A 22,211-nucleotide genomic window follows, 5' to 3' on the forward strand; every position below is an offset into this window, starting at 1 on the left:
AGGGTCGGGCGTTCGGCGAGGAGGTGCGGGTGAGCGCTGGAACGATGACCATGGCGGACGCGCGGGCCTTCGGGCGTCCGGCGAGACGGCGGTGGCGCGCGGGCGCGGCGTGGCCGGGCGGCGGGGCGACGGCGTCCATCGGACTGGGCGTGCTCGGCGCGCTGTTCTTCTCCTCGTCCTTCATCGCGAACCGGCTGATGGCGGTCGGCGGCGGCGCGTGGGAGTGGACGGCCTCGCTCCGCTTCCTCTACTCGCTGCCGATCTTCCTGCTGATCGTCGCGGTGCGCGGCGCCCGGACGGCCCCCGAGACCGGCGCGACCACGCTCTCTGACGCGGGCGCGGTCCGGGACGCGGGCGTGGTCCCGGACGGTGTCCGGGATGCCGGGCTGCGGCCGGTCTTCGGCGCGCTGCGGGCCGCTCCCGGCCGCTGGACGCTGTGGAGCACGGTCTGCTTCGGCCTGTTCTACGCCCCGCTGTGCTTCGCCGCGACGACCTCGCCCGGCTGGATGGTCGCGGCGACGTGGCAGGTCACGATCGTGTGCGGGGTCGTCCTCGCGCCGCTGCTGTACGGACGCGGCGACGAGCGCGGCCGGGTGCCGGTGCGCGGCCTGGCGCTGTCCGGGCTGATCCTGGCCGGCGTGTTCCTGACCCAGCTCGGCGGCGGCGAGTCCATGCTGACCTGGAAGGCGGCGCTGGGCGTCGGGGCCGTGCTGTTCGGCGCGGTCGCCTACCCGGTCGGCAACCGGCGCGCGATGGAACTCGCCGGGGACCGCCTGGACACCTTCCAGCGGCTCGCCGCGATGTCCGTGGCCAGCCTGCCGTTCTGGCTGCTCGTCGCGGTCGTGGGCGGAATCCGGGCGGGGTTGCCGACGGGCGGACAGCTCACCGCGACCGCCGTCGTCGCGGTGTTCTCCGGCGTGATCGCCACGTCGCTGTTCTTCGCCGCCACCCACCGCGAGCGGTCCCATCCGATGCGGCTCGCCGCCGTCGAGGCCACCCAGGCGGCGGAGGTCGTGTTCGTCGCGCTGCTGGAACCGGTCCTGCTGCACTCGTCGGCGCCCGGCGCGGTCGGCTGGGGCGGTATCGTCGCGATCACCGTGGGAGTCATGCTCTACGCCCTGGCCGGAAAGCGCTGACCTGCCCTTCCGCGACCTCGCGGCGGCCGGTGGCGGGGGTGGGCGGCGGTGACGTCAATGTCGTTTTTCCGCTAGTGAAACCCCGTGTCCTCGGTGATGCTGGAGACATGCATGAGGACACGGAACGGTGCGTGCGGGCCGTCCAGGCGAAGGACGCCCGGTTCGACGGGTGGTTCTTCACCGGGGTGGTGACGACGGGGATCTACTGCCGTCCGAGCTGCCCGGCCGTCCCGCCCAAGCCGCAGAACATGCGGTTCTACCCGAGCTCGGCGGCGGCTCAGCAGGCCGGGTTCCGGGCCTGCAAGCGGTGCCGTCCGGACACCAGCCCCGGCTCGCCGGAGTGGAACCACCGCGCGGATGTCGTCGCCCGCGCGATGCGCCTGGTCGCGGACGGCGTCGTCGACCGCGAGGGCGTTCCGGGCCTGGCGACGCGCCTCGGCTACAGCACCCGGCAGATCGAGCGGCAGCTTCGCGCCGAACTGGGCGCCGGCCCGCTCGCGCTCGCCCGGGCCCAGCGGGCGCAGACCGCGCGGCTGCTGATCGAGACGAGCGCCCTGCCCATGTCGGACGTGGCGTTCGCGTCCGGATTCGCCTCGATCAGGGCCTTCAACGAGACGATCCGCGAGGTCTTCGCCCAGACCCCGACCGAACTGCGCGACCGCGTGTCCCGCGGCCATCCGGCCGCCGCGAACGGGACGCTGTCGCTGCGGCTCCCGTTCCGCCGGCCGTTCTTCCCGGACAATCTGTTCGGGCACCTCGCCGCCACGGCCGTCCCGGGTGTCGAGGAGTGGCGGGACGGCGCGTACCGCCGGACGCTGCGGCTGCCGCACGGCCCCGGTATCGTCGCGCTGAAGCCGACCCCCGAGTACGTCGCCTGCACCCTCACCCTCACCGACCTGCGCGATCTCACGATCGCGATCAGCCGGTGCCGGTGGATGCTGGACCTGGACGCCGACCCGGTGGCGGTGGACGAGCTGCTGTCCGCCGACCCGGTGCTCGAACCGCTCGTCCGCAAGGCCCCCGGACGGCGCGTCCCGCGGACGGCCTGCGGCGCGGAGTTCGGGGTCCGGGCCGTCCTCGGGCAGCAGGTGTCCACGGCCGCCGCGCGCACCCACGCCGCGCGCCTCGTGCGGGCGCACGGGGAGCCGGTGGACGATCCGGGCGGCGGCCTCACCCACCTGTTCCCGATGCCCGACGCGCTCATGGACCTCGAACCGGCCGGCCTCGCCTTCCCCGAATCCCGCCGGACGACGCTGAAGACGCTGGTCACCGCCCTGGCGTCCGGCGATCTGGACCTCAGCGTCGGAGCGGACTGGGACGAGGCGCGGGCGAAGCTCGCGGAACTGCCCGGCATCGGGCCGTGGACGATCGAGACCATCGCCATGCGGTCGCTCGGAGACCCGGACGCGTTCGTCGCGTCCGACCTGGGCGTCCGGTACGCGGCGCGGGCCCTCGACCTGCCCGGCACCCCCGCCGCGCTGACCCGGCGCGCCGCGGCCTGGCGGCCCTGGCGCTCCTACGCCGTCCAGCACCTGTGGGCGACGGGTGACCACGCCATCAACACCATTCCCGCATGAAACGAGATCAGCTGTGCACACCCACGTCGTGATCGACAGCCCGGTCGGGCCGCTGACGCTGGTCGCGGACGGCCCGGAGCTGGTCGGGCTCTACATGAACCAGCAGCGGCACCGCCCGCCGCAGGAGACCTTCGGGACGCCCGGGGACCCGGCCGACGAGCCGTTCGCGGCCGTCGCCGCCCAGCTCGCCGACTACTTCACCGGCGGACGGCACGAGTTCGACCTCCCGCTGAAGCTGAACGGAACGCCGTTCCAGCGGAGCGTCTGGGAGGCCCTGACCCGCATCCCGTACGGCGAGACCGTGAGCTACGGCGAGCTGGCCGCCGAACTGGGCAGTCCCAGCGCGTCCCGCGCGGTGGGCCTGGCCAACGGCCGCAACCCGATCGGCATCATCGTCCCGTGCCACCGCGTCGTCGGCTCCACCGGCAGCCTCACCGGCTACGGAGGCGGCCTGGAGCGCAAGCGGTTCCTGCTGGACTTCGAGCGCTCGCACCAGCCCGCCGGGGAATCGGCCGTCCTCTTCTGATCCCGGCTCCGGTTCCGGCCGGTGCCGATGGCGGCGTCCGCGTTCTCCTCGCCGCGGGGTCCGCATACCGTGGCCCTTGGACCCCGTGCACCGAAGTCGTAGGCCCCGCGCCCCGTGCGGGGCCTACGCCGGTGGACGGCCGCGCATCGCGCCCGTTGCGAGACCGAACAGCACGCCGCCGGTCAGGAACCACGGCTCGTAGACGAACGTCGCGAAACGCTCCTCCGCGCTGAGATCGCCCAGGTGGCGCATGCCCGAGGCGAGCGCGATCCAGTCGGGGACGCTGGGCAGCGCGTGCAGGACGAGCAGCGCCGTCGTCCCCCAGACCGCCGCGCGGACCATCCGGCCCGGCAGCCGCCCGCCCCAGGGACGGACGAGCGCCAGCGCGAGCCCCGCCGCGCCCAGCGACGCCGGGATGGCGATCACGTCGATGACCAGCAGCGCGGGTGTCCCGTAGATGCTGCGTCCGTCGGGAAGGCCGAGGCGTCCGTCCGCGAGCCAGTAGACGTGGACGAGGGAGAACAGCAGGCCCCAGAGTGCCGCCGCGTAGGCGGCGACCCGGCCGGTCACGGGCGTGCTCGCGGGGTGGCGGACGAGGCGGGCGGGGGTGATCTGCATACTCCGATCCTGCGCGCTCGCCTCCGGCCGCGTCTTCCCCCACGTCGGCGATCCAGCTCCCCCCCACGGGTGAGTTCTACGGGCGGGGGTTCTGTGCGTTCCCCGGGTTCTGCTTCGGCTCGGTTCTGTCGGTGGGCGGGGTTAGGGTTCGGGACGCTGCCGGATTTCGACCAGCGAGGGGTGGATCATGGAGTTCCGGGTCGATCGTGGGGCGCTCGCCGACGCCGTGGCCTGGGCGGCCCGCACGCTTCCCGCGCGTCCGGCGCAGCCCGTCCTCGCGGGACTGCGCCTGGTCGCGGACGCGGACGGCGGCCTGGAGCTGGCCGGGTTCGACTACGAGGTGTCCGCGCAGGCCAGGCTGGACGCCGCCGTGGACACCCCCGGCCGGGCGCTCGTCCCCGGACGGCTGCTCGCCGACATCGTCCGCAGCCTGCCCGCGCAGCCGGTCGAGTTCCTCACCAAGGACAGCGAGCTCGTCCTGCGCTGCGGCAGCGCCGAGTTCGGCCTGCAGACCATGCCCGTGGAGGACTACCCGACCCTCCCCGAGCCGCCCGCCCGCGCGGGCACGGTCGCCGGGGAGGCGTTCGCCGCCGCCGTCGCCCAGGTCACCCCCGCCGCCGGACGCGACGACACGCTGCCGATGCTCACCGGCGTCCGGATCGACCTCGAAGGCGACACCATGTGGCTGGCCTGCACCGACAGGTACCGCATCGCCGCCCGCGAGCTCACCTGGTCGCCGGACGCCGAGGACTTCCACGCCGGGGTCGTCGTCCCGGCGCGCACCCTCGCCGACACCGCCAAGGCCATCCGGCCGGGCGCGACCGTGGCGCTGGGCCTGACCGGGGAGGCCGACACCCTCATCGGGGTGTCCGGCGGCGACCGCAGCATGACCACGCGCCTGCTCGACGACCAGTACATCGACTACCGCAAGCGGCTCACCGGCGACTGGACGTCGGTCGCCCGCGTCCGCACCGCCCCGTTCGTCGAGGCGATCAAGCGCGTGGCGCTGGTCACCGAGCGCAGCACGCCCGTCCGGCTCGCGTTCGCGGGCGGCGAGGTCAGCGTCCGCGCCGCGTCCGGTGACGCCGCCCGGGCGAACGAGTCGCTGGGCGCCGAACTCGACGGCAACGAGATCGACATCGCCTTCAGCCCGCAGTACCTGCTGGACGGCCTGGCCGGCATCCACACCGAGTACGCCCGCCTCGAATGCGCGGGTCCGACCAAGGCCGCGCTGCTCACCGGCATCCCCGACCCGGAGAAGGAGGGCGAGGGGGCCGACCTCGACGCCGACACGGGCTTCCGCTACCTGGCCATGCCCGTCCGCCTGACCTCCTGACGCCCTCACCGCCGAGGCGTCACGGCCGGGGGCCGGGGGCCGGGCCCCGGGCCGACTCGTGACCGCGACGAACCACCCTCAGCGCCCGTCTAGGGCTGCGCCGTTCGTGCCGCCCTGGGCCGGCACGAACGGCTTTGTTCGTTGAGGGGCGGGAAGAGCCGCGCGAACGGCTCTTCCCGCCCCTCAAGGGACATCCAGGAGGAGTCAGGCGTCCTTCGGCTGCGCGGTGATGTCGGGGGAGGCGGTCGCGTCCGAGGCGGGCTCCTGAGCCCGGCTGCCCGCGAGCCAGAGCGTGCCGTCGGGGGCGGACGCCGAGGCGAGCCAGACGACCGGCTCGGCGGTGGAACGGTCCGTCCAGCCGTGGCCGTCGTAGTGGGCCGCGCCGCCGTCGCCGGCCGCGGTCCAGACGTCGTCGGATGCCCGAGCCGCCACGGTGTTCGCCGAGGTCAGCGGGGTTTTCATTCGAGACCAGCGCCGTCCGTCCCAGTGCAGGACGCCGCCGTGCCCGACGGCCCAGACGTCATCCGCGGCCGTCGCGGACACCCCGGCCAGCGGACCCTTGGCCGGGCTGCGGACGCGGTTCCAGGTTCGTCCGTCGAAGTGCAGGACGAGACCGGCCCGGTCGTCGGACCCGACGGCCCAGACGTCGTCCGGGGCCGTCGCGGCCACGGCGACGAGCCGTCCGCGCGGGATGTCCGGCATGTCGGACGGATTCCAGGATGTGCCGTCCCAGTACAGCGCCCGCGGCCCGTGCGGGGTGGCGTGCCCCACGGCCCACGCGCCGTCCTGCCCGGCCGCGCCGGCGGTTGCCACGGCGTTGAGGACGAGCCCGCGCAGCAGTTCAGGGGCGTCCCAGGACGTCCAGAAGGTGCCGTCCCCATGCCGGATGAGCGCCACGTCCCCGCGCTCAAGCCGGTCGTACGCGCCGCCGACGGCGATCACCGTCGCGCCGTCCGCCGGACCGCCCTTCCCTGATCGCGAACCGCCGCCCGCCGGACCGCCCGTCCCTGATCGCGGACCGCCGCCCGCGCCTGGATCGTCCTCCTGCCCGGCGTGCCGTCCGCGCTCGGTCGCCTGAACGCCTTCCCGGCCAGCAACCACACTGTCCCCGCCAGGGACGTGGGCCACACCGCGCAGCCGAGCTCCCACCAACGCCGCGGAAGCCAACGAGGCCTCGGAAGGATCCGGCAGGACGGCCCAGGACGAGCCGTCCCAGCGGGCGGCCAGGGGCTTCTGGCCGACCGAGCCGACCACCCAGACCCCGCACGGCCCCGCCGTGATCCCCGAAAGCAGGCATCCCGCGACGCCCGGCGGCGGCACGCTCGCGGAGGGGGCGCCGCCGGGGCCGAGGGCGGCGCGCGGGAAGAGCGCCATCACCGCGCCGGTCACTCCGGCGCGGGCTCGGGTCGCGTTCCGGTTCACCGTGAGCAGCCCCTCGTGAAGGTCAGGACCGACGTCCCCGCTGGACGGGATCATGAACGGTCCGGGGGTGTGTTGACAAGCGTCCCCCACCCTCTGAACGCACGAGGCGCTTCGGGCCGTTCCGGTCCCTCGGGAGCGTTACAGGTCCTGTACCGCGAGGGTGAAGCGCACTGGCTCCGCGGTGTCGTTTCCATAACCGTGGGGACGGTCGCCGGGGAAGAGCGCGGCGGTCCCGGCGGGAACGGCCTCGGCGTGGCCGTCCACATACAGCGTCAGCGTGCCGGACTCGACGTGCGCGATCTCCTTGGTGCCCGGCTTGTGCGCCTCGCTCTCGCGCAGCTCGCCCGGCCGCAGCTCCCAGCGCCACAGCTCCATGGTCGGGCGCGGGTCGGTGCCCGCCAGCAGCGTCCCGGTGCCGCCGGACTCGCCCTCCCACAGCACCACCTGCCGCGCGGGCGGGAACAGCCGGACCGGCGGCTCCTCGCTCACCTGCACCAGCCGGACGAGCGGGACGCCGAGCGCGTCCGAGACCCGGATGAGCGTGCCGAGGTTGGGATTGCCGCGCGCCTGCTCCAGGTTGACCAGGACGCCCTTGCTGACGCCCGCGCGCTCGGCGAGCTCGTCCAGGCTCCAGCCGTGGCCGGTGCGCAGGGCCCGGACGGTCCGCGCGACGGCGCCGCCGACCGCCTCCTGATCGCTCATCCCCGTCACCCTACCTTCGGTCGATATAATGATATACAGAGTCCGCTTAAATGACCGAAAGGGTGTTCTCCATGCTGGAACAGATCGTCGTCGACGCCGCGGTGCGCGAACTGCGCCCCGACTTCGCGGTGCTCCTCATGTCCGCGGAGGGCCTGGTCAACGGCCCTTCGGACGCGACGTCCGAGGGCTGGCTGGCCGCCGCCGCGACCGCCGCCGACCCGTCCGACCCGCACGTCGAGTCGTGGCGCGAGGCGTACACCGCGTTCGGCGCCAAGCCCAAGCGGACCCGGCCGTCCGTGGACGCGCTGCTCCGCCGCGCCGACGCCCTGCCCGCCATCAACCGCGTCGTGGACGCCTACAACGCCGTCAGCGTCGAGTACGCCCTGCCCATCGGCGGCGAGGACCTCGACACCTACGAGGGCCCGGCCCGCCTCGTGCGCGCGCGGGGCGATGAGCCGTTCGACGTCGTCGTCAACGGCGAACCGGCCGTGGAGCACCCGTCCGAGGGCGAGGTCGTCTGGCGGGACGACAGGGGCGTCACCTGCCGCCGCTGGAACTGGCGGCAGTGCGTCCGCACCCGCATCACCGAGGACACCAAGAACGCCCTGTTCCTGTTCGAACGCCTCGAGCCGTACCCGCTCGACCGCCTGCGCGCCGCCGGCGACGCGCTCGCGGCCCACCTCCGCGCGATCTCCCCGGACGTCCGGATCGAGACCAGGCTGCTCGACTGATGATCACGATCCTCGCGCTCGGCGCCGCGCTGGCCTACGGCGTCGCCGACTTCCTCGGCGGCACGGTCACCCGGTACTCCAGCACCCTCAAGGCGCTGTTCTGGTGCGTCCCGGCCGGCCTCGCCGTGCTGGCCGCCTCCGCGCTGCTCACCGGCCGCACCCCCACCTCCGCCTCGCTGGCCTGGGGGTTCGCCGCCGGGATCGCGGGCGGCACGGGCCTGCTGGCCTTCTACCGGGCGCTCGCCCGCGGTCCCATGTCGGTCGTCGCCCCCGTCTCGGCCCTGGCGTCCGCGCTGCTGCCGATCGCGGTCGGCGTCGCCCGCGGCGAACGCCTCGACGCGACCGTCCTCACCGGCGTCCTGATCTGCCTGGTGGCGATCGCCCTGGTCAGCATGGAGAAGTCGGACGGCCCGTCCGAGCGGTCCCGCGGCGTGCTGGACAGCGGCCCGCTCATGGCGGGCGTCTCCGGCGTCTGCTTCGGCCTGTTCTTCGTGCTGGTCAAGGCCGCCGGGACGGACGGCGGCCTCTGGCCCCTCGTCGCCGCCCGCGCCGGGAACCTCGCCGTCGTGGCGCTCGCCCTCGCCGTCGTCCTCGCGCGCGGCGGCGCGCCCGGAGCGCGCGTGTCCGGACGCCGCCTGATCGGCCTCGCGCTCCTCTCCGGCGCCCTGGACGCGTCCGCGAACGTCCTCTACTACCTCGCGGTGAACAGCGGCCTGCTCAGCCTCGCCGCCGTCCTGACCTCGCTCTACCCGGCGATCACCGTCCTGCTGGCCCGGATCGCCTACAGCGAGCGGCTCCGCAGCGTCCAACGCGTCGGCCTCGCGCTGGCCGCCACGGGCGTCACGCTGGTCACCGTCGGCTGACCGTCCCGCCCCCTAGAGTGGACGGCCGTGCCTGATTCCTCCTCCTACGTCGGCGCCACCGCCGACGCCTACGACGCGGTCGCCGTCCTGTACACCGAGTTCGTCGCCGGCATCCTCGACGACGCGGCGCTGGACAGGGCGACGCTCGCGGCGTTCGCCGAACTGGTCCGCGCCTCCGGCAACCCGGCCGCCGTCGAGGTCGGCTGCGGCCCCGGCCACATGACCGCGCACCTGCGCGACCTCGGCCTGGACGCCTTCGGCCTCGACATCGCCCCCGCGATGATCGACATCGCCCGCGGCGCCCATCCGGAGATCCGCTTCGACCTCTCCTCCATGGACGCCGTGGCCGTCCCGGACGCCTCCCTCGGCGGCGTCCTGTCCTGGTACTCCCTCATCCACACCCCGCCCGCCGAACTCCGCCCCTACCTGGAGGAGTTCCACCGCGTCCTGGCGCCCGGCGGCCTGCTCCTGCTCGGCTTCTTCGCGGCGGACGGCCCCGACCCGGTGCCCTTCGACCACCGGGTCGCCCCCGCCTACCGCTGGTCCCTGGACGCCCTCGCCGCCCGCGTCACCGAGGCCGGCTTCACCGAGGTCGAACGCAGCCTCCGCGAGCCCGCCGAGAACGAACGCCACCGCCAGGGCCGCCTGCTGCTCCGCCGCACTTGATCAGTTCTGCGCCCCGTACGAAACAGCACCGGGACCCCGGACCAGCCGGCCCCCGAAGAACCTGGACCGGACGATCCTGCCGGTCCCTGACGAGTCGCCGGAGCGAGGACGTGATCGAGCAGCAGAACCTGACCGAGTTCGCCGGACTGCCCGTCCGGCGCGAGGCGGAACCGGGCGTCGCCCCCGAGTCCGTCGCCTGGAAGATCGACAGCAACGGCCGCGACAAGTGGCGTGACGTGCTGCAACGCCTGTTCGACGCCGTCCCGGCCGAGCGGATCACCGCCCTGGTCGTGGGCTGGTGGGCCTACGACGACGAGGACGAGCCCGATCCGGTGCAAGCCCTGGTCGAGGCCGCCGACCGGATGCCCGCGCTGCGTGCCCTGTTCCTCGGCGACATGTCCAGGGAGCAGGCGGAGATCTCCTGGATCCGGCTCTCCGACGTCACGCCCCTGCTCGCCGCCTACCCCGCGCTCGAGCAGTTCGAGGTCCGCGGCGGCGACGGCCTGCTCCTCCAGCCGGTCGCGAGCACCACATTGCGGAGACTGCGCTTCGAGTCCGGCGGCCTGCCCGCCGAGGTGGTCCGGGCGGTGTGGGAGAGCGACCTGCCCAACCTCGCCCATCTGGACTTCTGGATCGGCGACCCGAACTACAACTACGGCGGCGAGGTCCGCATGGACGACCTGGAGCCGTTCCTCTCGGGGGAGCGGTTCCCGGCGCTCCGGCGGCTCGCCCTGGAGAACTGCGAGTTCCAGGACCAGATCGCCGAGGCCGTCGCGACGGCGCCGGTCGTCGCCCAACTGCAGTCCCTGAGCCTCGCCAAGGGCACCCTCACCGACCGCGGCGCCGAGGCGCTGCTGACCGGCCAGCCCCTCACCCACCTGAACTCCCTCGACCTGCACCACCACTACCTGTCGGACGACATGATGCGCCGACTCCGCCACGCCCTCCCCGGCGTAGACCTCAACCTGACCGAACAGCAGACCCCGGACGACGGCTGGCTCTACATCGCCATCTCCGAATAACAAGCCCGCGCGCGAAGGGCAGCTGAAACCAGAAAACGTCTGAGGGCGGCACCCGCAGGTGCCGCCCTCAGACGTTTGGCCAGCTCAAAGGCCATCTAGATGGCGGTGGCGGTGGGATTCGAACCCACGGAAGCTTGCACTTCACACGCTTTCGAGGCGTGCGCCCTCGTCCACTAGGCGACGCCACCGCGGAAGAGCCTACCGGACTCTGCGGGATGCGAAGAACTCGATTAGCGGAGCGGCGCACTCGTCGGCCAGGACGCCGATGATCACCTCGGGCCGGTGGTTGAGCCGGCGGTCCCGGACGACGTCCCACAGGGAGCCCACCGCGCCCGCCTTCTCGTCGATCGCGCCGTACACGACGCGGTCGAGGCGGGACTGCACCGCGGCCCCCGCGCACATCGTGCAGGGCTCCAGGGTCACCACCAGCGTGCAGCCGGACAGGCGCCACGAGCCGAGCGCCGAGGCGGCCTCGCGCATCGCGACGATCTCGGCATGGCCGGTCGGGTCGTGGGTCTCCTCACGGTCGTTGCGGCCCCGTCCGAGGACGGTCCCGTCCGGGCCGAGGACCACCGCCCCCACCGGGACGTCCCCCGACCGGGCCGCGAGGCGCGCCTCGTCCAGGGCGAGGCGCATGACCGGCTCGTACCCGCGGGCGGCGGCGTCGGTGGCGCGGACGCCGAAGTCCGGGCTCCGCGGCGGCTCCGGGGCACCTGCGGCCTGATCAGTCACGGAGCCGGTCGAACTCCTCGCCGAACCCGGCGGCCTCGGCGATCGTCAGCAGCGCGTCGCCGGGCAGGGAGCGCTCGCCCAGCTCGCCGAGCTGCTCGCCGTCCACGCCGAGATCGGTGAGCAGGGACGCGTCGCCGGACGGGTCACCGTCCGGGGCGTCCCCGACGAGCGGCTGGAACAGGCCCGCGAGCCGGTCGTCGCGGACGGCCGAGACGTAGGCACGGGGCTCGTCGTCGCCGTCCAGCCGGACGATCGCGAACCAGTCGTCCTCCTGCTCCACCAGCAGCACCACGGAGTCCCCGTAGGACTCGACGGCGGCCTCGCGGAGCTGGTCGGCGATGTCGTCGACGCTCTCGGCCTCGGCGAGCGCGGCCTCGGTCCCGACCCAGCCCTGCGGCGTGCGGGCGAAGACGGCGGCGAAATACGACACCCGTTCATTGTGGACCACGAGGCTCCGCCGGTCACACCCCTCACCCGCCCCAAGGGGCCGGACGGGGGTCAGGCGACGGCGTCGAGGGCCCGCTCGAAGGCGACGGCGAAGCCCAGGCGTCCGGCGATGCTGAGCAGCATCTCGTCCGGGTAGAGCTCCAGGTCGCCGGAGATCGCGCCCAGCTCCATCTCGTCCAGCCCGAGGTCGGAGAAGATCGACATGTCGCCGACCGGGAGCACCTGGTCCAGCTCCTCGTCCTCGGGGACGGGGATGTCGAGGTACTCCAGGACCTGCTGGGCGAGCGGCCAGTCCACCGAGGCCGTGACGTCGGACAGGAAGACCATGTCCTCGTCGCCGAGCAGCCGGATCGCCACGAAGAAGTCGTCGCCCACCGAGACGAGCCCGATGGTCCCGCCGAGGCTCGGCTGCTGCCGCAGGGCGTGGATGAGCCCTTCCAGGTCCTCGGTCAACGCGACCGGAAGGACCTCGGCCTCCCAGTTGGCGTCCTCTCGGTACACCACGACGGCGAAGTCCGCCGCGTCCACATCCGTCATGTCCACCCCACCGGCGCGCGTGTCCTGCGAGGTCGGAGCACGGACGTGCCCCACCCCTCACGAACCCCGCCGCCGTGCCGGGCGGGGTGCCGCGGCGCCCTTCCGGACACCGCGCCGTCCGAATCTACTCGATCCGGCCCCGCCGGGAGCCTCGGATGGCCGGTAGGCCCCTCCGGCAGGGACGTTTCGAGGGCCCGGCGAGGGCACCGCACCCCGCCGGGCCTCCTGCTCACCTTCGTCGACCAGGCAGGACGCCGCCGCGCGGCGGCCAGGCCGTCAGCCCAGGAACCGGAACGTGCGCCGACGCAGGGCCGCGTGGATCTGCTTGCGCCGCGCCCGATGCGGCGTGACGCGTTCGCGCAGCTCACGGGCCTCGGCGAGCTCCCGCAGGAACCTGGCGCGCCGCCGCAGCCGCTCCCGCGACTCCTCCGGCGTGAGATTCAGCACCCCCGCCTCCTGGGGATCGCCCGTTCCCCGCCCGGGCTCCCCGTCGTCCCCGTTCGCCCCGTCGCGCCGCGGGGAGGCGCGGTAACGGACGTCCTCGTCGGTACAGGTCTCGTCGGGCGTCGGAGCCGGACGTCCCGCGCCCCTCCACAGGACACGGCCGCCCTCCGAACGCCGACCGCGTTCGGCGTCGAGCTCCAACTCCAGGCGGACGACTCTCCTGGCCATATATCCAGCATCACCGATGCCGGCCGCCCCCTGCGCACGGGTCCCCCGACCCGTCACACGGGCGGGGCGTCCGGTGTCGAAGAACGCGTCCACATCGAGAAACCGCTGGTCCACCCCGGATTCTCGGGCGGACCGAGCCCTCCGGGGGCGTGCGGGACGGGGATTCCGCCCGCTCTGCGGAGTCGGGGCATCCGGTCGGTTCGCGGAGCCGGGCCGACCGTCCACCCCAGGTGCGGAGGCTTCCTTCTCTTCCTCTGGCCGGTGAGCCTTCTCACCTTCCGCCTCCTGTGGGGCGGGGGCCGCGGGACCGGTGGGAGCCGTCCGGGCATTCGGACGGGAGGGGCGCTCGCCCGCGCTCCGCGCGCGGTGAGCCGGATCGGTGTCGGCAGAGGCCTCGTCGGCCGCCTGCCGGGCGGGCGCCTCTGCCTCGGCCTCGCGAGGTTCGGCCTCGCGAGGTTCGGCCTCGGACGAGGGTGCTGCGCAAGTGTGGGGACGGGGGGTCATCGGGGCGGAACCGGACTCGGCGTCCGGCTCCGCGACCGCCTCAGGAGCCTCCTGAGCTCTGGCATCCCGGGCGGTACGGAGGGTTCGCTCGGTCTCCTGGCTCCGTCCGCGCGTGGAGCGGACGGGACGGCTCGGATCGACGTGCGCCGGGCTCCGGGGGGAGCGGGCTCGGGCCCGACGCTCCTCCGCGCCGGGCGGGTCCGGGGCGGGCTCCCGGACGGGCCGGGAGCCGCCTCTCGGGCGGACTTCACGATCGCTGTCCATACCGCCATGGTGCCCAGCGGTTCGACGTCCTATCCGCAGGCCGGGCACGATCTGATCAGGCGTTCGGGGTCGGCTACCGTGAAGGTATGCAGACCCTTGCCGTCGACCACCCGCTCGTCGCCCACAAGCTCACCACGCTTCGCGACGTACGCACCGACTCGCCCACTTTCCGCCGCCTGGCGGACGAGCTGGTGACCCTCCTCGCCTACGAGGCGACCCGGGACGTGCGGGTGACCGACGTCACCGTCCAGACCCCGGTCGCCGAGGCCCACGGCGTCCAGCTGGCGAGCCCCAAGCCGCTGGTCGTGCCGATCCTGCGGGCCGGGCTGGGGATGCTCGACGGCATGACGCGGCTGCTGCCCACCGCCGAGGTCGGCTTCCTCGGCATGATCCGGGACGAGGGCTCGCTCCAGGCGCAGACCTACGCGACGCGGCTGCCGGACGACCTGTCCGGCCGCCAGTGCTACGTCCTCGACCCGATGCTGGCCACCGGCGGCACCCTCGCCGCGGCCATCAAGCTCCTCCTCGCCCGCGGCGCGCGCGACGTCACGGCCCTGTGCCTGCTCGCCGCCCCGGAGGGCATGAAGTACCTCGAAGAGGAGCTCGCCGACACCGACGCCCCGATCCGCGTCGTGACCGCCGCGATCGACGACCACCTCAACGAGCACGGCTTCATCATCCCGGGCCTCGGCGACGCCGGCGACCGCCTCTACGGCGTCGTCTGATCCTCGCCCTCCAGCGCTTCTTCCTCCCTCCTTCTCCCACCCCTCTCTTCCTCCGTTTCGCTCGCGCGCCCCGCGCCGTCCCCTCGTCCGGCCGACCGGGGACGGCCGGCCCGCCTACGGGACGGCTCGCCCACCGCTCGCCGCGCCCACCCGCTCGGCGCGCCCACCCGCTCGGCGCGCCCACCGGCCGCCCGTCCACCAGGTGGACCGCCCCCAGGCAGGTGGACCGCCCACTGGCAGGTGGACCGCCCACTGGCAGGTGGACCGCCCACAGGCAGGTGGACCGCCCACCCGCTCGGCGCGCCCGCCGGCCGCCCGCCCACCGGGGGGTCCACCCAGCGGGCGGTCCGCATTTGGCGATCTTGGTGGTTCGGGCAATGGTCACCTTGGGTAGTACTGGACTTACGGAACGTCGGCGTACGTTCCTCTCCGCCGCTTCGGCACACGGGGACGGTTCAGGATCGGAGCTGGGGGAGCGAGCTGGGGGAATGCGTCATGGCTCAGCGTCCGGACTCCGAGCCGCCGTTCGGCGAGATCGGCGACCGCCTCGCCCGCGAGTTCACCGGGGTGCACGACGAGCGGACCGTCCAGCGGTGCGTGGCCGCCGCCCGGTACGGCGCGCTCGAGGTGACCGGTGCGGCGGCGCCGGATCTGGTGGAGCGCGTCGCGCGCAAGCACCTGCAGGTGCTGGCCGTCGTTGCCGCCGAGAAGAGGCGCCGTTCACCGCGCACCTCACTGGGCAACACCCCCTGACCCTTCCGTCTCCGTCGTCCCTCACCCCACAGAACGAGTGGGAGCCCCGGAACGTTGGGGTCAGGTTGGGGTGACACGGCGGCGGAGTGGGCCGTACGGATGCTTTGCCGCGCTTGGACGCTGTGCGAGACTGGCCGAGGGTCTGTGGGTCATCCGCACCGGGAGGCATGAGTGCCCGCGAAGAAGTACGTCGCCTGGGCGGCCGCCGCCGTGGCGGTGGCCTACCTCGTGCAGCGGCCCGACGGGGCCGCCCGCGCGGTCGCCCGCGTCGCGACGGGGCTGACCTCCGCCGCAGACTCCGTGGCCACCTTCCTCGACGCGCTCGGCTGAGGTCCTCCATGCGCCTGGTCACGCCCGGTGACTCCGCCCCGGCTTCGGTCAACAAGTACCTGCTCCCGCACGAGACGCAGGTCATCACGGTCCGACGGCACCCGGCCGTCCTGATGCTGCCGGTGGGCGTCGTCCTCGGCGGCCTGATCCTCGCCGGGGTGCTCAGCAACACGCTGGCCAGCGCCGGTTCGGTGATCAGCTGGATCTGGTGGGGCTGGCTGCTCCTGCTCGCCTGGTTCGTCTGGCGGGTCGCCGAGTGGTCGGTGGACTACTTCGTGATCACCAACCAGCGGATGCTGCTGACCACGGGCCTGATCACGCGCAAGGTCGCGATGATGCCGCTGGCCAAGGTCACCGACATGAGCTTCAAGCGCACCGTCGCGGGCCGGATGCTCGGCTACGGCGAGTTCGTGCTGGAGTCGGCCGGCCAGGACCAGGCCCTCTCGGCCGTCCCGTACCTGCCCTACCCGGAGCAGCTGTACCTGGAGGTCTGCGAGATGATCTTCCCGAACAAGAACGCCTCCGACGACTGACACCCCCGGCCCTGTGATCTGTGTCACGGGAGGACGTGGTGGGATACGACTCCACCCCTGCCCGGACGGGCCCTCCGGCGGTGTGGCATGGGCCTCTGGGAGGGCGATGCGGCGTTTCTCACGTTGCTCGGCGGGCGCCTGCGGGCGCGTGCGGGCGTGACGGGGCCCTGTGGTCGTGGTAGCGCTTCCGTGCGCGAGAGCCGTCCAGCATGATCTACTGGCCTGAGCCGTTATTACCACCAAAGCCGTATCTAGGGACGACTGGGACCGCTTCGTTACTCTCGACGTGCGATAACCGCCGATGTGCAATTATGTCGGAACCCCAGCCGCCTGTTTACTTCCGCTAAGTGAGTTCTCATGCCGGGTCCAGGCAACGTCGGGGAGCGCGTCCGCAACCTGCGGCTGACCAGACGCTTGTCGCAGGCGCAGCTCGCCGGACACGATCTCTCCGACAGCTACATCTCGTTGATCGAGTCCGGGAAGCGGACTCCGACGCCGACCGTCCTGCGGATGCTGGCCGAGCGGCTCGGGTGCACGCCCGAGTACCTCGCCGAGGGCGTCGAGCCCGAGCAGCGCGCCCACCTGGAGGTCCGTGAGCGCCACGCGCACCTGGCCCTGCTGGCCGGGGACCCGCGCGGCGCCGCGTCCGTCTTCGAGGACGTCATCAAGCGCAGCGACGACCCCGACCTGACCGCGCGGGCGCGCGAGGGACAGGCGCACGCGCTGGAGCGGCTCGGCCGCGTCGAGGACGCCATCGCCCTCTTCGAGGAGCTCCGCGAGCAGGCCGAACGCGACCCCGGACGGACCAGTTGGCTGCCGCCCGTGATCGCGCTGGCGCGCTGCTACCACGCGGTCGGCGACCTCGGCCAGGCCATCGCGCTGGGCGAGCGCACCCTCGCACGCCTGGACGAACTCGGCCTCGCGCGCGGGCACGAGCGGATCGAGGTGGGCCGGATGCTGCTGCTCGCCTACGTGGACCGCTCGGAGTTCGACCGCGCGCACGCCCTCGGACGGACCCTGCTGACCGCCGAGGAGCCCGGACGCTCCGGCGACGGCGACTCCCTGAGCGTCTGCTATCAGAAGGCCAGCGTCAGCGCCCTCGAACAGAACGCCATCGGCGACTCGCTCTACTTCGCCGACCAGGCGCTCGCCGCACGCGGCGAAGGCACCCGCCCGCGGGGACTCGCACGGCTCGACCTGGCCGCCGCGAAGGCCCTGCTGCGCGGCGTCCCGGCGTTCGCCGAGGAGACGCCGGTGCGGGAGGACATGCCGCTCGGCGCGTCCCCGGCCGCCGCCGAGGAGGCGCTGCGCCTGCTCCAGGGCGCCGAGGATCTGGAAGGTTCCGAAGCCACCGAACGCACTGTGGAGACGGCGCGCGCCCTGGTGATCCTGGGGCAGCCGGCGGAGGCGATCTCCCGGCTGGAGGAGTTCCTGGAGACCGGCATGGTGCTGGCCGCCCCGAACGGGCACGGCGTCGCCGCACTCGGCCCGCCGCCGGACACCGACCTGGTCGCCCGCACGCTCAAGGTGGCGCAGGCCCGGCTCGTCCTCGCGCGCGCACGAGTGGCGCAGCACGACGCGCAGGCCGCGCTCGTGGTCCTGCGCGCCGCGGCGACGCAGCTCACGGACCTTCCGGCGACCCGTGCGTCGGCCCGTCTGCTCCACGAACTGGGCGACCTGTTCCAGTACGCGGGCGACACCTATGCCGCCACGTCCGCCTATCGCCAGGCCCTCGAAGCCGTGGGCCTCCGCGCCGCCCGTCCGCACACGGCCCCCTGCGACATCGGCGTCTGACGTCCGTGCGACCTGCGCATACGCCATGAGTTGGCCGACGCTTCAGGCGGGATGACCTGCCCTGGAGTTACGCCTGCCTAACGCGCGCCCACGAGCACGCTCCGCGAGAGTGTGCCCGCCGGGGCGCGTTTCGCATTCCCGTCTCGCCCGGACGGGCTGAGGGCGGGGTGATCGAAGGCACACCGTCGGTTCGGCCGGGTGGACGCGAGCCGGGGCGTGGGGGCGTTTCCGCTGGTCATCGCATGTTCTGTGGTGCGCCTCCGGCCGGTTGACCGTGCCTGGACGGGTTCTTGGGGCTGGAATGAAGAAAGGCCCCTGGACGTCCTAACATGGAGACATGGGATGATTGGCTCATTGGAGGAGTCACCCCGGTACCGCTTGTGAGGAGGAACGTGACACTGCGGACAGCTCGCCGCTCGTCCCTGGTCGAGCAGGTGATCGATCAGCTCAAGGGCGAGATCGTCGCGGGCACGTGGCCCATAGGCGGCCGGATCCCACCCGAGCCCGTCCTGTCGGAGAGCCTCGGCGTCGGCCGGAACACCGTCCGCGAGGCCGTCCGAGCCCTGACGCACGCCGGAATCCTGGAGAGCCTCCAGGGGGACGGGACGTACGTGCGCGCCACGAGCGAGATGTCCGGCGCGATGCGGCGGCGGCTGGAACGCGCCGAACTCGTGGAGACGCTGGAGATCCGGCGCGGGCTGGAGGTGGAGGCGGCACGGCTGGCCGCGGTCCGCCGCACCCCGTCCGACCTCACCGCGATCGAGGCCGCGCTCGTCCTGCGCGACGCCGCCTGGGCCGCCCGGGAGCATCCCGAGTTCGTCGAGGCCGACCTCGCGTTCCACACCGCCGTCGTCGAGGCCACTCACAACGGCATGCTGATCGAGCTGTACCGGGACTTCAGCGCCGCCCTCCGGGCGAGCATCGGCGCGGCGGGCGCCGTCGTCGAACACGCCGACATCCCGCACGGCCCCATCGCCGCCGCGATCGCGGCGGGCGACGGCCAGGCCGCGGCGACCGCCGCGCGCCGATGTCTCGACCAGATCATGGACGAGGCGGACGACCACAACACCGACGACGAGGTCGAACGCTCCGTCCCCGACGCTCCCTGAGGGCTTGCGCCTGAGCGGCCCTGATCGCGAGGACGGACGACCTCCGACCGGGTGATCGGCTTCGGCTCGGCGCCTCGCTCCCCGGAGCGGCCCGCTTCGCTTGCCCTCCGGGTCGGCACTCGCCGAGTCGCTTCGCTGCGGCGGCCTAACGGCCGTGGGTCTTCTGCCCTGCTTCTTCGCCTTGGCGTGTGGAGAAGGTTCTCTTTGATGCGAGAGCCGGTGTTCGCCGCATCGCCAGCGCGAAGAACACCCGACTTGAGCCGCATAGGCGTGGGTTCAGGAACGTACGTGCTGCCTCACGGTGGGGCGCCATTCGATTTCGCTGAGGTCTGAGCCTCACGCGGCACGAAAACCCCAGGGCTCGCGAAATGTGAAAGAAATTCGCGTAGCGGTGCTTGGGCAAGCGGATCCGGTTCTCACGCGCCGCGCACTACGGGGCCTTCGGTTCCGCGCTCGGGGAGCACGGACCTCGCGCGGACGACGTCTCCGTGGAGGGCGGGCGTGCCCCCCGAACATCTTCATTTGCCGCCTATGCGGAGCGAGCCCGAAGAGGGCGGCCGGCCTCCGCCGGGCGAACCCGGAAACACAGGCGTGTGTGAGCACGCGTCCGCGACAGACAGACCGACCATGACGACATCGCCGCCCCGAGCGGCGGCCAGGACCGAAGGATCATGATCACCAAGACATCGACCACCGCGCCGTCCGTCTCGCGGCTGACGGCGCTCTGGACCCTCATCGGGCTCATCCTGCTGACCGTCAACCTGCGCGCCGCGATCACCGGCGTCGCCCCGGTGCTCGGCGACCTCCAGGATTCGCTGGGGCTGAGCGGCGTCGAGGTCAGCGTGCTGACGACGCTGCCCGTGCTGTGCCTGGGCGTGTTCGCGTCCGTCGCGCCGGTGGTGGCGCGGCGCGTCGGGGCCGAGGCGGCGATCACGGTGGCGCTCACCCTGATCACGGCCGGGATCGTGCTGCGGGTCGTCCCGTCGCAGCCCGCGCTGTTCGGAGGGACGGTGCTCGCCGGTGCGGGCATCGCGATGGGCAACGTGCTGATGCCCGCGGTGATCAAGAGCGCGTTCCCGAGCCGGGTGGGCTCGCTGACCGGCCTCATGATGATGCTCATGGCGGGCAGCGGTGCGATCGCCGCCGGACTGGCCGTCCCGCTGGACGGCGCGGGCGGATGGCGGCTGGCGCTCGCCGTGTGGGCCGTCCCGTCCCTCGTCGGCGTTCTGGCCTGGGGGCCGCTGGCGGTCCGCTCCCGCCGCGTCGCCGCCGGAAGGCTCGCGGACGACGAGGACGGTTCCACCGCCGCACGTCGCGCGGAGTGCGAGTCGGCCGGGAAGCCGGAGACGGAGGGGTCGCTGCTCCGGTCGCCGCTGGCATGGTCCGTCGCGGGCTTCATGGGACTGGCGTCGCTGATGTTCTACGTCCTGATGTCGTGGCTGCCGCAGGTCATGCGCGACCACGGATTCGCCGCCGGTGAGGCCGGCGCGATGGTCTCGGTGATGATGCTGATCGGCATCCCGCTGGGGTTCGTGACGCCGGTGGCCGCCGCGCGGATGCGCCGCCAGAGCGCGCTGGTGATCGCGGTCGCCGCGACCATGGTGCTGGGCGTCGGCGGCCTGCTCGTCGCGCCGTCCGCCGGATGGCTCTGGGTCGTCTTCCTCGGCCTCGGCACGGGTAGCGCCTTCCCGCTGGCGTTCACCCTGCTGAACCTGCGGTCCCCGAGCCCGATGATCGCGGCCCGTCTGTCCGGGATGGCGCAGACCGCCGGTTACCTCCTCGCGGGTGTGGGGCCGCTGGCCGTCGGGCTGCTGCACGACCTGACCGGCGGCTGGACGACCTCGCTGGGACTGCTGTTCGTCCTGATCGTCCCCGAGGTGGTCCTGGGCCTCGTGGCCTCGCGGCCCGGGTTCGTCCGTCCGAGTACGGACACCGCCGAGTCCGAGCTGGAGTACCTGATCGAGTCCGAGGTCCCGCTTCCCGCCCAGGAACCGGCCCGAAGCCGCTGATCCGGTCGAACTAGAAGCACCGGCAACCGACGCGTCCCCTGCGGAGATGTCCCAGGGGGCGCGTCGGCATCTCCGCACGCAAATGCCCTGGCCAGCGGTGCTACGGACGTCTGAGCGCCGTACTCGCCCCGAGCCGGCATGCGCTCCACCTCTGCAAGCAGCAGGGATTCAGTCGGAGCCTTCGGCCGACTTCGTCACGGCCCGGTCGAGGCGGTCGCGGACCTCGCGCAACACCGGGACCAGCTCCGGTGGGTCCAGCACCTCGAAGTCGAACCCCTTCACCGCCACGTGCACCGCCAGCTCGTGCAGCGAGTTCGAGCCGGCCGTGAACAGGCAGGTGTGAGCGTCCACGGCCTCCAGCCGCCCAGCGCCGGGCGACGTGCGCGGCGCCACCGCCTCCAGCGGCGCGTGGAAGAGGATGCGCGCCTGGTGGGCGTACGGCGCCGAGGTGATGCCGTGGGAGACGTAGGCGGCCGTGCCCTCCTCGGGCGGCGGGCGCGGTGTGAAGCGCGCGCCCGGCGAGCCCAGCGGCTCCTCGATCCGGTCCACGCGGAAGGTGCGCCAGTCGTCCTTCGCCACGTCCCACGCCACCAGGTACCACCGGCGCGGGGTGTGCACCAGCCGGTGCGGTTCGACCTCGCGCGCGGTGACGCCGTCGCGTCCGCGGTAGCGCAGGCGCACGCGGCGCCGGTCCCGGCAGGCGGCGGCGACCGCGGCCAGCAGATCCGCGCCGACCTCCGGACCGGCCGATCCGGGCAGCGGCACGGTCGCCGCGCGGAACGCCTCCATCCGGTGCCGCAGCCGCGAGGGCAGGAGCTGCTGGAGCTTGGCCAGCGCCCGCACCGCGCCCTCCTCCAGGCCGGCGACGCTGCCGGTCGCCGCCATGCGCAGGCTGATCGCCACCGCGACGGCCTCCTCGTCGTCGAGCAGCAGCGGCGGCAACGCCGCGCCCACCCCGAGCCGGTACCCGCCGGCCGCACCCGGAACGGCGTCGACCGGATAGCCCAGCTCGCGCAGCCTCCCGACGTCACGCCGAACGGTGCGCAGGCCGACGCCCAACCGGTCGGCGAGTTCGGCGCCGGTCCAGTCCCGGCGCGCCTGGAGGAGGGACAGCAGGCGCAGCAGCCGCGCCGAGGTCTCCAACATGGGCACCATTGTCGTCCGTGATCGGTGCCTGAACCTGACACCAATGGCACCTACCGT

23 protein-coding genes and 1 tRNA gene are annotated in these 22,211 nt (G+C 73.2%); 15 read left to right on the top strand and 9 right to left on the bottom strand.

Features of this window, described 5'->3' with window-relative positions; translation table 11 throughout:
* The first annotated feature begins 29 nt into the window (after window positions 1–29).
* The 3 genes from DZF91_RS05600 (at window position 30) to DZF91_RS05610 (ending at window position 3,239) form a co-directional block, all read left to right on the top strand.
* Window positions 30–1,136, top strand: coding sequence for a DMT family transporter (locus DZF91_RS05600; RefSeq protein WP_147341008.1), 1,107 nt, complete (start codon window positions 30–32; stop codon window positions 1,134–1,136).
* Window positions 1,137–1,243: 107 nt separating this feature from the next.
* Complete coding sequence (locus tag DZF91_RS05605; RefSeq protein ID WP_117356422.1) at window positions 1,244–2,713, top strand: DNA-3-methyladenine glycosylase 2 family protein; 1,470 nt, start codon at window positions 1,244–1,246, stop codon at window positions 2,711–2,713.
* Window positions 2,714–2,726: 13 nt separating this feature from the next.
* Window positions 2,727–3,239, top strand: coding sequence for a methylated-DNA--[protein]-cysteine S-methyltransferase (locus DZF91_RS05610; RefSeq protein WP_117356423.1), 513 nt, complete (start codon window positions 2,727–2,729; stop codon window positions 3,237–3,239).
* 123 nt (window positions 3,240–3,362) lie between these two features.
* Here the strand turns inward: DZF91_RS05610 and DZF91_RS05615 are convergent, their stop codons facing one another.
* Window positions 3,363–3,857, bottom strand: a complete 495-nt coding sequence (locus tag DZF91_RS05615) for a DUF3995 domain-containing protein (RefSeq protein WP_117356424.1) — start codon at window positions 3,855–3,857, stop codon at window positions 3,363–3,365.
* A 187-nt stretch (window positions 3,858–4,044) separates the two neighbouring features.
* On the opposite strand from DZF91_RS05615, the gene dnaN reads away from it, so the two are divergent.
* Window positions 4,045–5,193 (top strand): DNA polymerase III subunit beta, encoded by a 1,149-nt coding sequence (gene dnaN, locus DZF91_RS05620; RefSeq protein ID WP_117356425.1) that lies wholly within the window; start codon window positions 4,045–4,047, stop codon window positions 5,191–5,193.
* Window positions 5,194–5,397: 204 nt separating this feature from the next.
* On the opposite strand, the gene DZF91_RS38790 is transcribed toward dnaN, so the two are convergent.
* Together DZF91_RS38790 and DZF91_RS05630 are read right to left on the bottom strand one after the other, a co-directional pair.
* Window positions 5,398–6,669 (bottom strand): WD40/YVTN/BNR-like repeat-containing protein, encoded by a 1,272-nt coding sequence (locus tag DZF91_RS38790; protein ID WP_147341009.1) that lies wholly within the window; start codon window positions 6,667–6,669, stop codon window positions 5,398–5,400.
* Between the two features lie 84 nt (window positions 6,670–6,753).
* Window positions 6,754–7,317, bottom strand: coding sequence for a helix-turn-helix domain-containing protein (locus DZF91_RS05630; protein ID WP_117356427.1), 564 nt, complete (start codon window positions 7,315–7,317; stop codon window positions 6,754–6,756).
* Window positions 7,318–7,367: 50 nt separating this feature from the next.
* On the opposite strand from DZF91_RS05630, the gene DZF91_RS05635 reads away from it, so the two are divergent.
* The 4 genes from DZF91_RS05635 (at window position 7,368) to DZF91_RS05650 (ending at window position 10,599) form a co-directional block, all read left to right on the top strand.
* A complete protein-coding gene (locus tag DZF91_RS05635) occupies window positions 7,368–8,048 on the top strand; it encodes a B3/B4 domain-containing protein (protein WP_235834105.1) in 681 nt (226 codons plus the stop codon).
* Entirely contained in the window at window positions 8,048–8,911 is an 864-nt protein-coding gene (locus tag DZF91_RS05640; protein ID WP_117356428.1) for a DMT family transporter, read from the top strand. The genes DZF91_RS05635 and DZF91_RS05640 overlap by 1 nt, the downstream gene beginning before the upstream one ends.
* A gap of 27 nt (window positions 8,912–8,938) precedes the next feature.
* A complete protein-coding gene (locus tag DZF91_RS05645) occupies window positions 8,939–9,577 on the top strand; it encodes a class I SAM-dependent methyltransferase (protein ID WP_117356429.1) in 639 nt (212 codons plus the stop codon).
* A 110-nt stretch (window positions 9,578–9,687) separates the two neighbouring features.
* On the top strand, window positions 9,688–10,599 hold the full coding sequence (locus tag DZF91_RS05650) for an STM4015 family protein (RefSeq protein WP_117356430.1): 912 nt from the start codon (window positions 9,688–9,690) through the stop codon (window positions 10,597–10,599).
* Between the two features lie 100 nt (window positions 10,600–10,699).
* Here the strand turns inward: DZF91_RS05650 and DZF91_RS05655 are convergent.
* From DZF91_RS05655 to DZF91_RS40960, 5 genes are all read right to left on the bottom strand, one after another.
* Window positions 10,700–10,787 (bottom strand) — tRNA-Ser (locus DZF91_RS05655).
* 10 nt (window positions 10,788–10,797) lie between these two features.
* Complete coding sequence (gene tadA, locus DZF91_RS05660) at window positions 10,798–11,235, bottom strand: tRNA adenosine(34) deaminase TadA (RefSeq protein ID WP_117356461.1); 438 nt, start codon at window positions 11,233–11,235, stop codon at window positions 10,798–10,800.
* A gap of 88 nt (window positions 11,236–11,323) precedes the next feature.
* Window positions 11,324–11,761 (bottom strand): tRNA adenosine deaminase-associated protein, encoded by a 438-nt coding sequence (locus DZF91_RS05665; protein WP_117356431.1) that lies wholly within the window; start codon window positions 11,759–11,761, stop codon window positions 11,324–11,326.
* 68 nt (window positions 11,762–11,829) lie between these two features.
* Complete coding sequence (locus DZF91_RS05670; RefSeq protein WP_117356462.1) at window positions 11,830–12,315, bottom strand: tRNA adenosine deaminase-associated protein; 486 nt, start codon at window positions 12,313–12,315, stop codon at window positions 11,830–11,832.
* Window positions 12,316–12,591: 276 nt separating this feature from the next.
* Window positions 12,592–12,762, bottom strand: coding sequence for a hypothetical protein (locus tag DZF91_RS40960; RefSeq protein WP_199486432.1), 171 nt, complete (start codon window positions 12,760–12,762; stop codon window positions 12,592–12,594).
* A gap of 1,079 nt (window positions 12,763–13,841) precedes the next feature.
* Here DZF91_RS40960 and upp point away from each other — a divergent pair.
* The 7 genes from upp to DZF91_RS05705 all read left to right on the top strand — a co-directional run bounded on the left by upp (window position 13,842) and on the right by DZF91_RS05705 (window position 21,008).
* Complete coding sequence (upp, locus tag DZF91_RS05680; RefSeq protein ID WP_117356433.1) at window positions 13,842–14,480, top strand: uracil phosphoribosyltransferase; 639 nt, start codon at window positions 13,842–13,844, stop codon at window positions 14,478–14,480.
* A gap of 495 nt (window positions 14,481–14,975) precedes the next feature.
* Complete coding sequence (locus DZF91_RS05685) at window positions 14,976–15,233, top strand: hypothetical protein (RefSeq protein ID WP_117356434.1); 258 nt, start codon at window positions 14,976–14,978, stop codon at window positions 15,231–15,233.
* A gap of 171 nt (window positions 15,234–15,404) precedes the next feature.
* Complete coding sequence (locus tag DZF91_RS39480; protein WP_158587860.1) at window positions 15,405–15,563, top strand: hypothetical protein; 159 nt, start codon at window positions 15,405–15,407, stop codon at window positions 15,561–15,563.
* A gap of 8 nt (window positions 15,564–15,571) precedes the next feature.
* A complete protein-coding gene (locus DZF91_RS05690) occupies window positions 15,572–16,096 on the top strand; it encodes a PH domain-containing protein (RefSeq protein ID WP_117356435.1) in 525 nt (174 codons plus the stop codon).
* Between the two features lie 357 nt (window positions 16,097–16,453).
* Entirely contained in the window at window positions 16,454–17,890 is a 1,437-nt protein-coding gene (locus DZF91_RS05695) for a helix-turn-helix transcriptional regulator (protein WP_117356436.1), read from the top strand.
* Between the two features lie 392 nt (window positions 17,891–18,282).
* A complete protein-coding gene (locus DZF91_RS05700; RefSeq protein WP_117356437.1) occupies window positions 18,283–18,999 on the top strand; it encodes a FadR/GntR family transcriptional regulator in 717 nt (238 codons plus the stop codon).
* A gap of 671 nt (window positions 19,000–19,670) precedes the next feature.
* Window positions 19,671–21,008 carry a CynX/NimT family MFS transporter gene (locus DZF91_RS05705; protein WP_117356438.1) on the top strand — a complete coding sequence of 446 codons (1,338 nt, stop codon included), beginning with the start codon at window positions 19,671–19,673 and terminating at the stop codon, window positions 21,006–21,008.
* Window positions 21,009–21,176: 168 nt separating this feature from the next.
* On the opposite strand, the gene DZF91_RS05710 is transcribed toward DZF91_RS05705, so the two are convergent.
* Complete coding sequence (locus DZF91_RS05710) at window positions 21,177–22,154, bottom strand: helix-turn-helix transcriptional regulator (protein WP_199486434.1); 978 nt, start codon at window positions 22,152–22,154, stop codon at window positions 21,177–21,179.
* Window positions 22,155–22,211: the final 57 nt, after the last annotated feature.

It is taken from the genome of Actinomadura logoneensis, from assembly GCF_003428695.1.
GTDB classification, from domain to species: Bacteria; Actinomycetota; Actinomycetes; order Streptosporangiales; family Streptosporangiaceae; genus Spirillospora; species Spirillospora logoneensis.

Coding starts and splice junctions, on each gene's coding strand:
- DZF91_RS05685 (WP_117356434.1), top strand. CDS start 14,976: ATGGCTCAGCGTCCGGACTCCGAGCCGCCGTTCGGCGAGATCGGCGAC.
- DZF91_RS05615 (WP_117356424.1), bottom strand. CDS start 3,857: ATGCAGATCACCCCCGCCCGCCTCGTCCGCCACCCCGCGAGCACGCCC.
- DZF91_RS38790 (WP_147341009.1), bottom strand. CDS start 6,669: ATGATCCCGTCCAGCGGGGACGTCGGTCCTGACCTTCACGAGGGGCTG.
- DZF91_RS05635 (WP_235834105.1), top strand. CDS start 7,368: ATGACCGAAAGGGTGTTCTCCATGCTGGAACAGATCGTCGTCGACGCC.
- DZF91_RS05605 (WP_117356422.1), top strand. CDS start 1,244: ATGCATGAGGACACGGAACGGTGCGTGCGGGCCGTCCAGGCGAAGGAC.
- upp (WP_117356433.1), top strand. CDS start 13,842: ATGCAGACCCTTGCCGTCGACCACCCGCTCGTCGCCCACAAGCTCACC.
- DZF91_RS05630 (WP_117356427.1), bottom strand. CDS start 7,317: ATGAGCGATCAGGAGGCGGTCGGCGGCGCCGTCGCGCGGACCGTCCGG.
- tadA (WP_117356461.1), bottom strand. CDS start 11,235: ATGCGCCTCGCCCTGGACGAGGCGCGCCTCGCGGCCCGGTCGGGGGAC.
- DZF91_RS05640 (WP_117356428.1), top strand. CDS start 8,048: ATGATCACGATCCTCGCGCTCGGCGCCGCGCTGGCCTACGGCGTCGCC.
- dnaN (WP_117356425.1), top strand. CDS start 4,045: ATGGAGTTCCGGGTCGATCGTGGGGCGCTCGCCGACGCCGTGGCCTGG.
- DZF91_RS05705 (WP_117356438.1), top strand. CDS start 19,671: ATGATCACCAAGACATCGACCACCGCGCCGTCCGTCTCGCGGCTGACG.
- DZF91_RS05710 (WP_199486434.1), bottom strand. CDS start 22,154: ATGTTGGAGACCTCGGCGCGGCTGCTGCGCCTGCTGTCCCTCCTCCAG.
- DZF91_RS05695 (WP_117356436.1), top strand. CDS start 16,454: ATGCCGGGTCCAGGCAACGTCGGGGAGCGCGTCCGCAACCTGCGGCTG.
- DZF91_RS05670 (WP_117356462.1), bottom strand. CDS start 12,315: ATGACGGATGTGGACGCGGCGGACTTCGCCGTCGTGGTGTACCGAGAG.
- DZF91_RS05690 (WP_117356435.1), top strand. CDS start 15,572: ATGCGCCTGGTCACGCCCGGTGACTCCGCCCCGGCTTCGGTCAACAAG.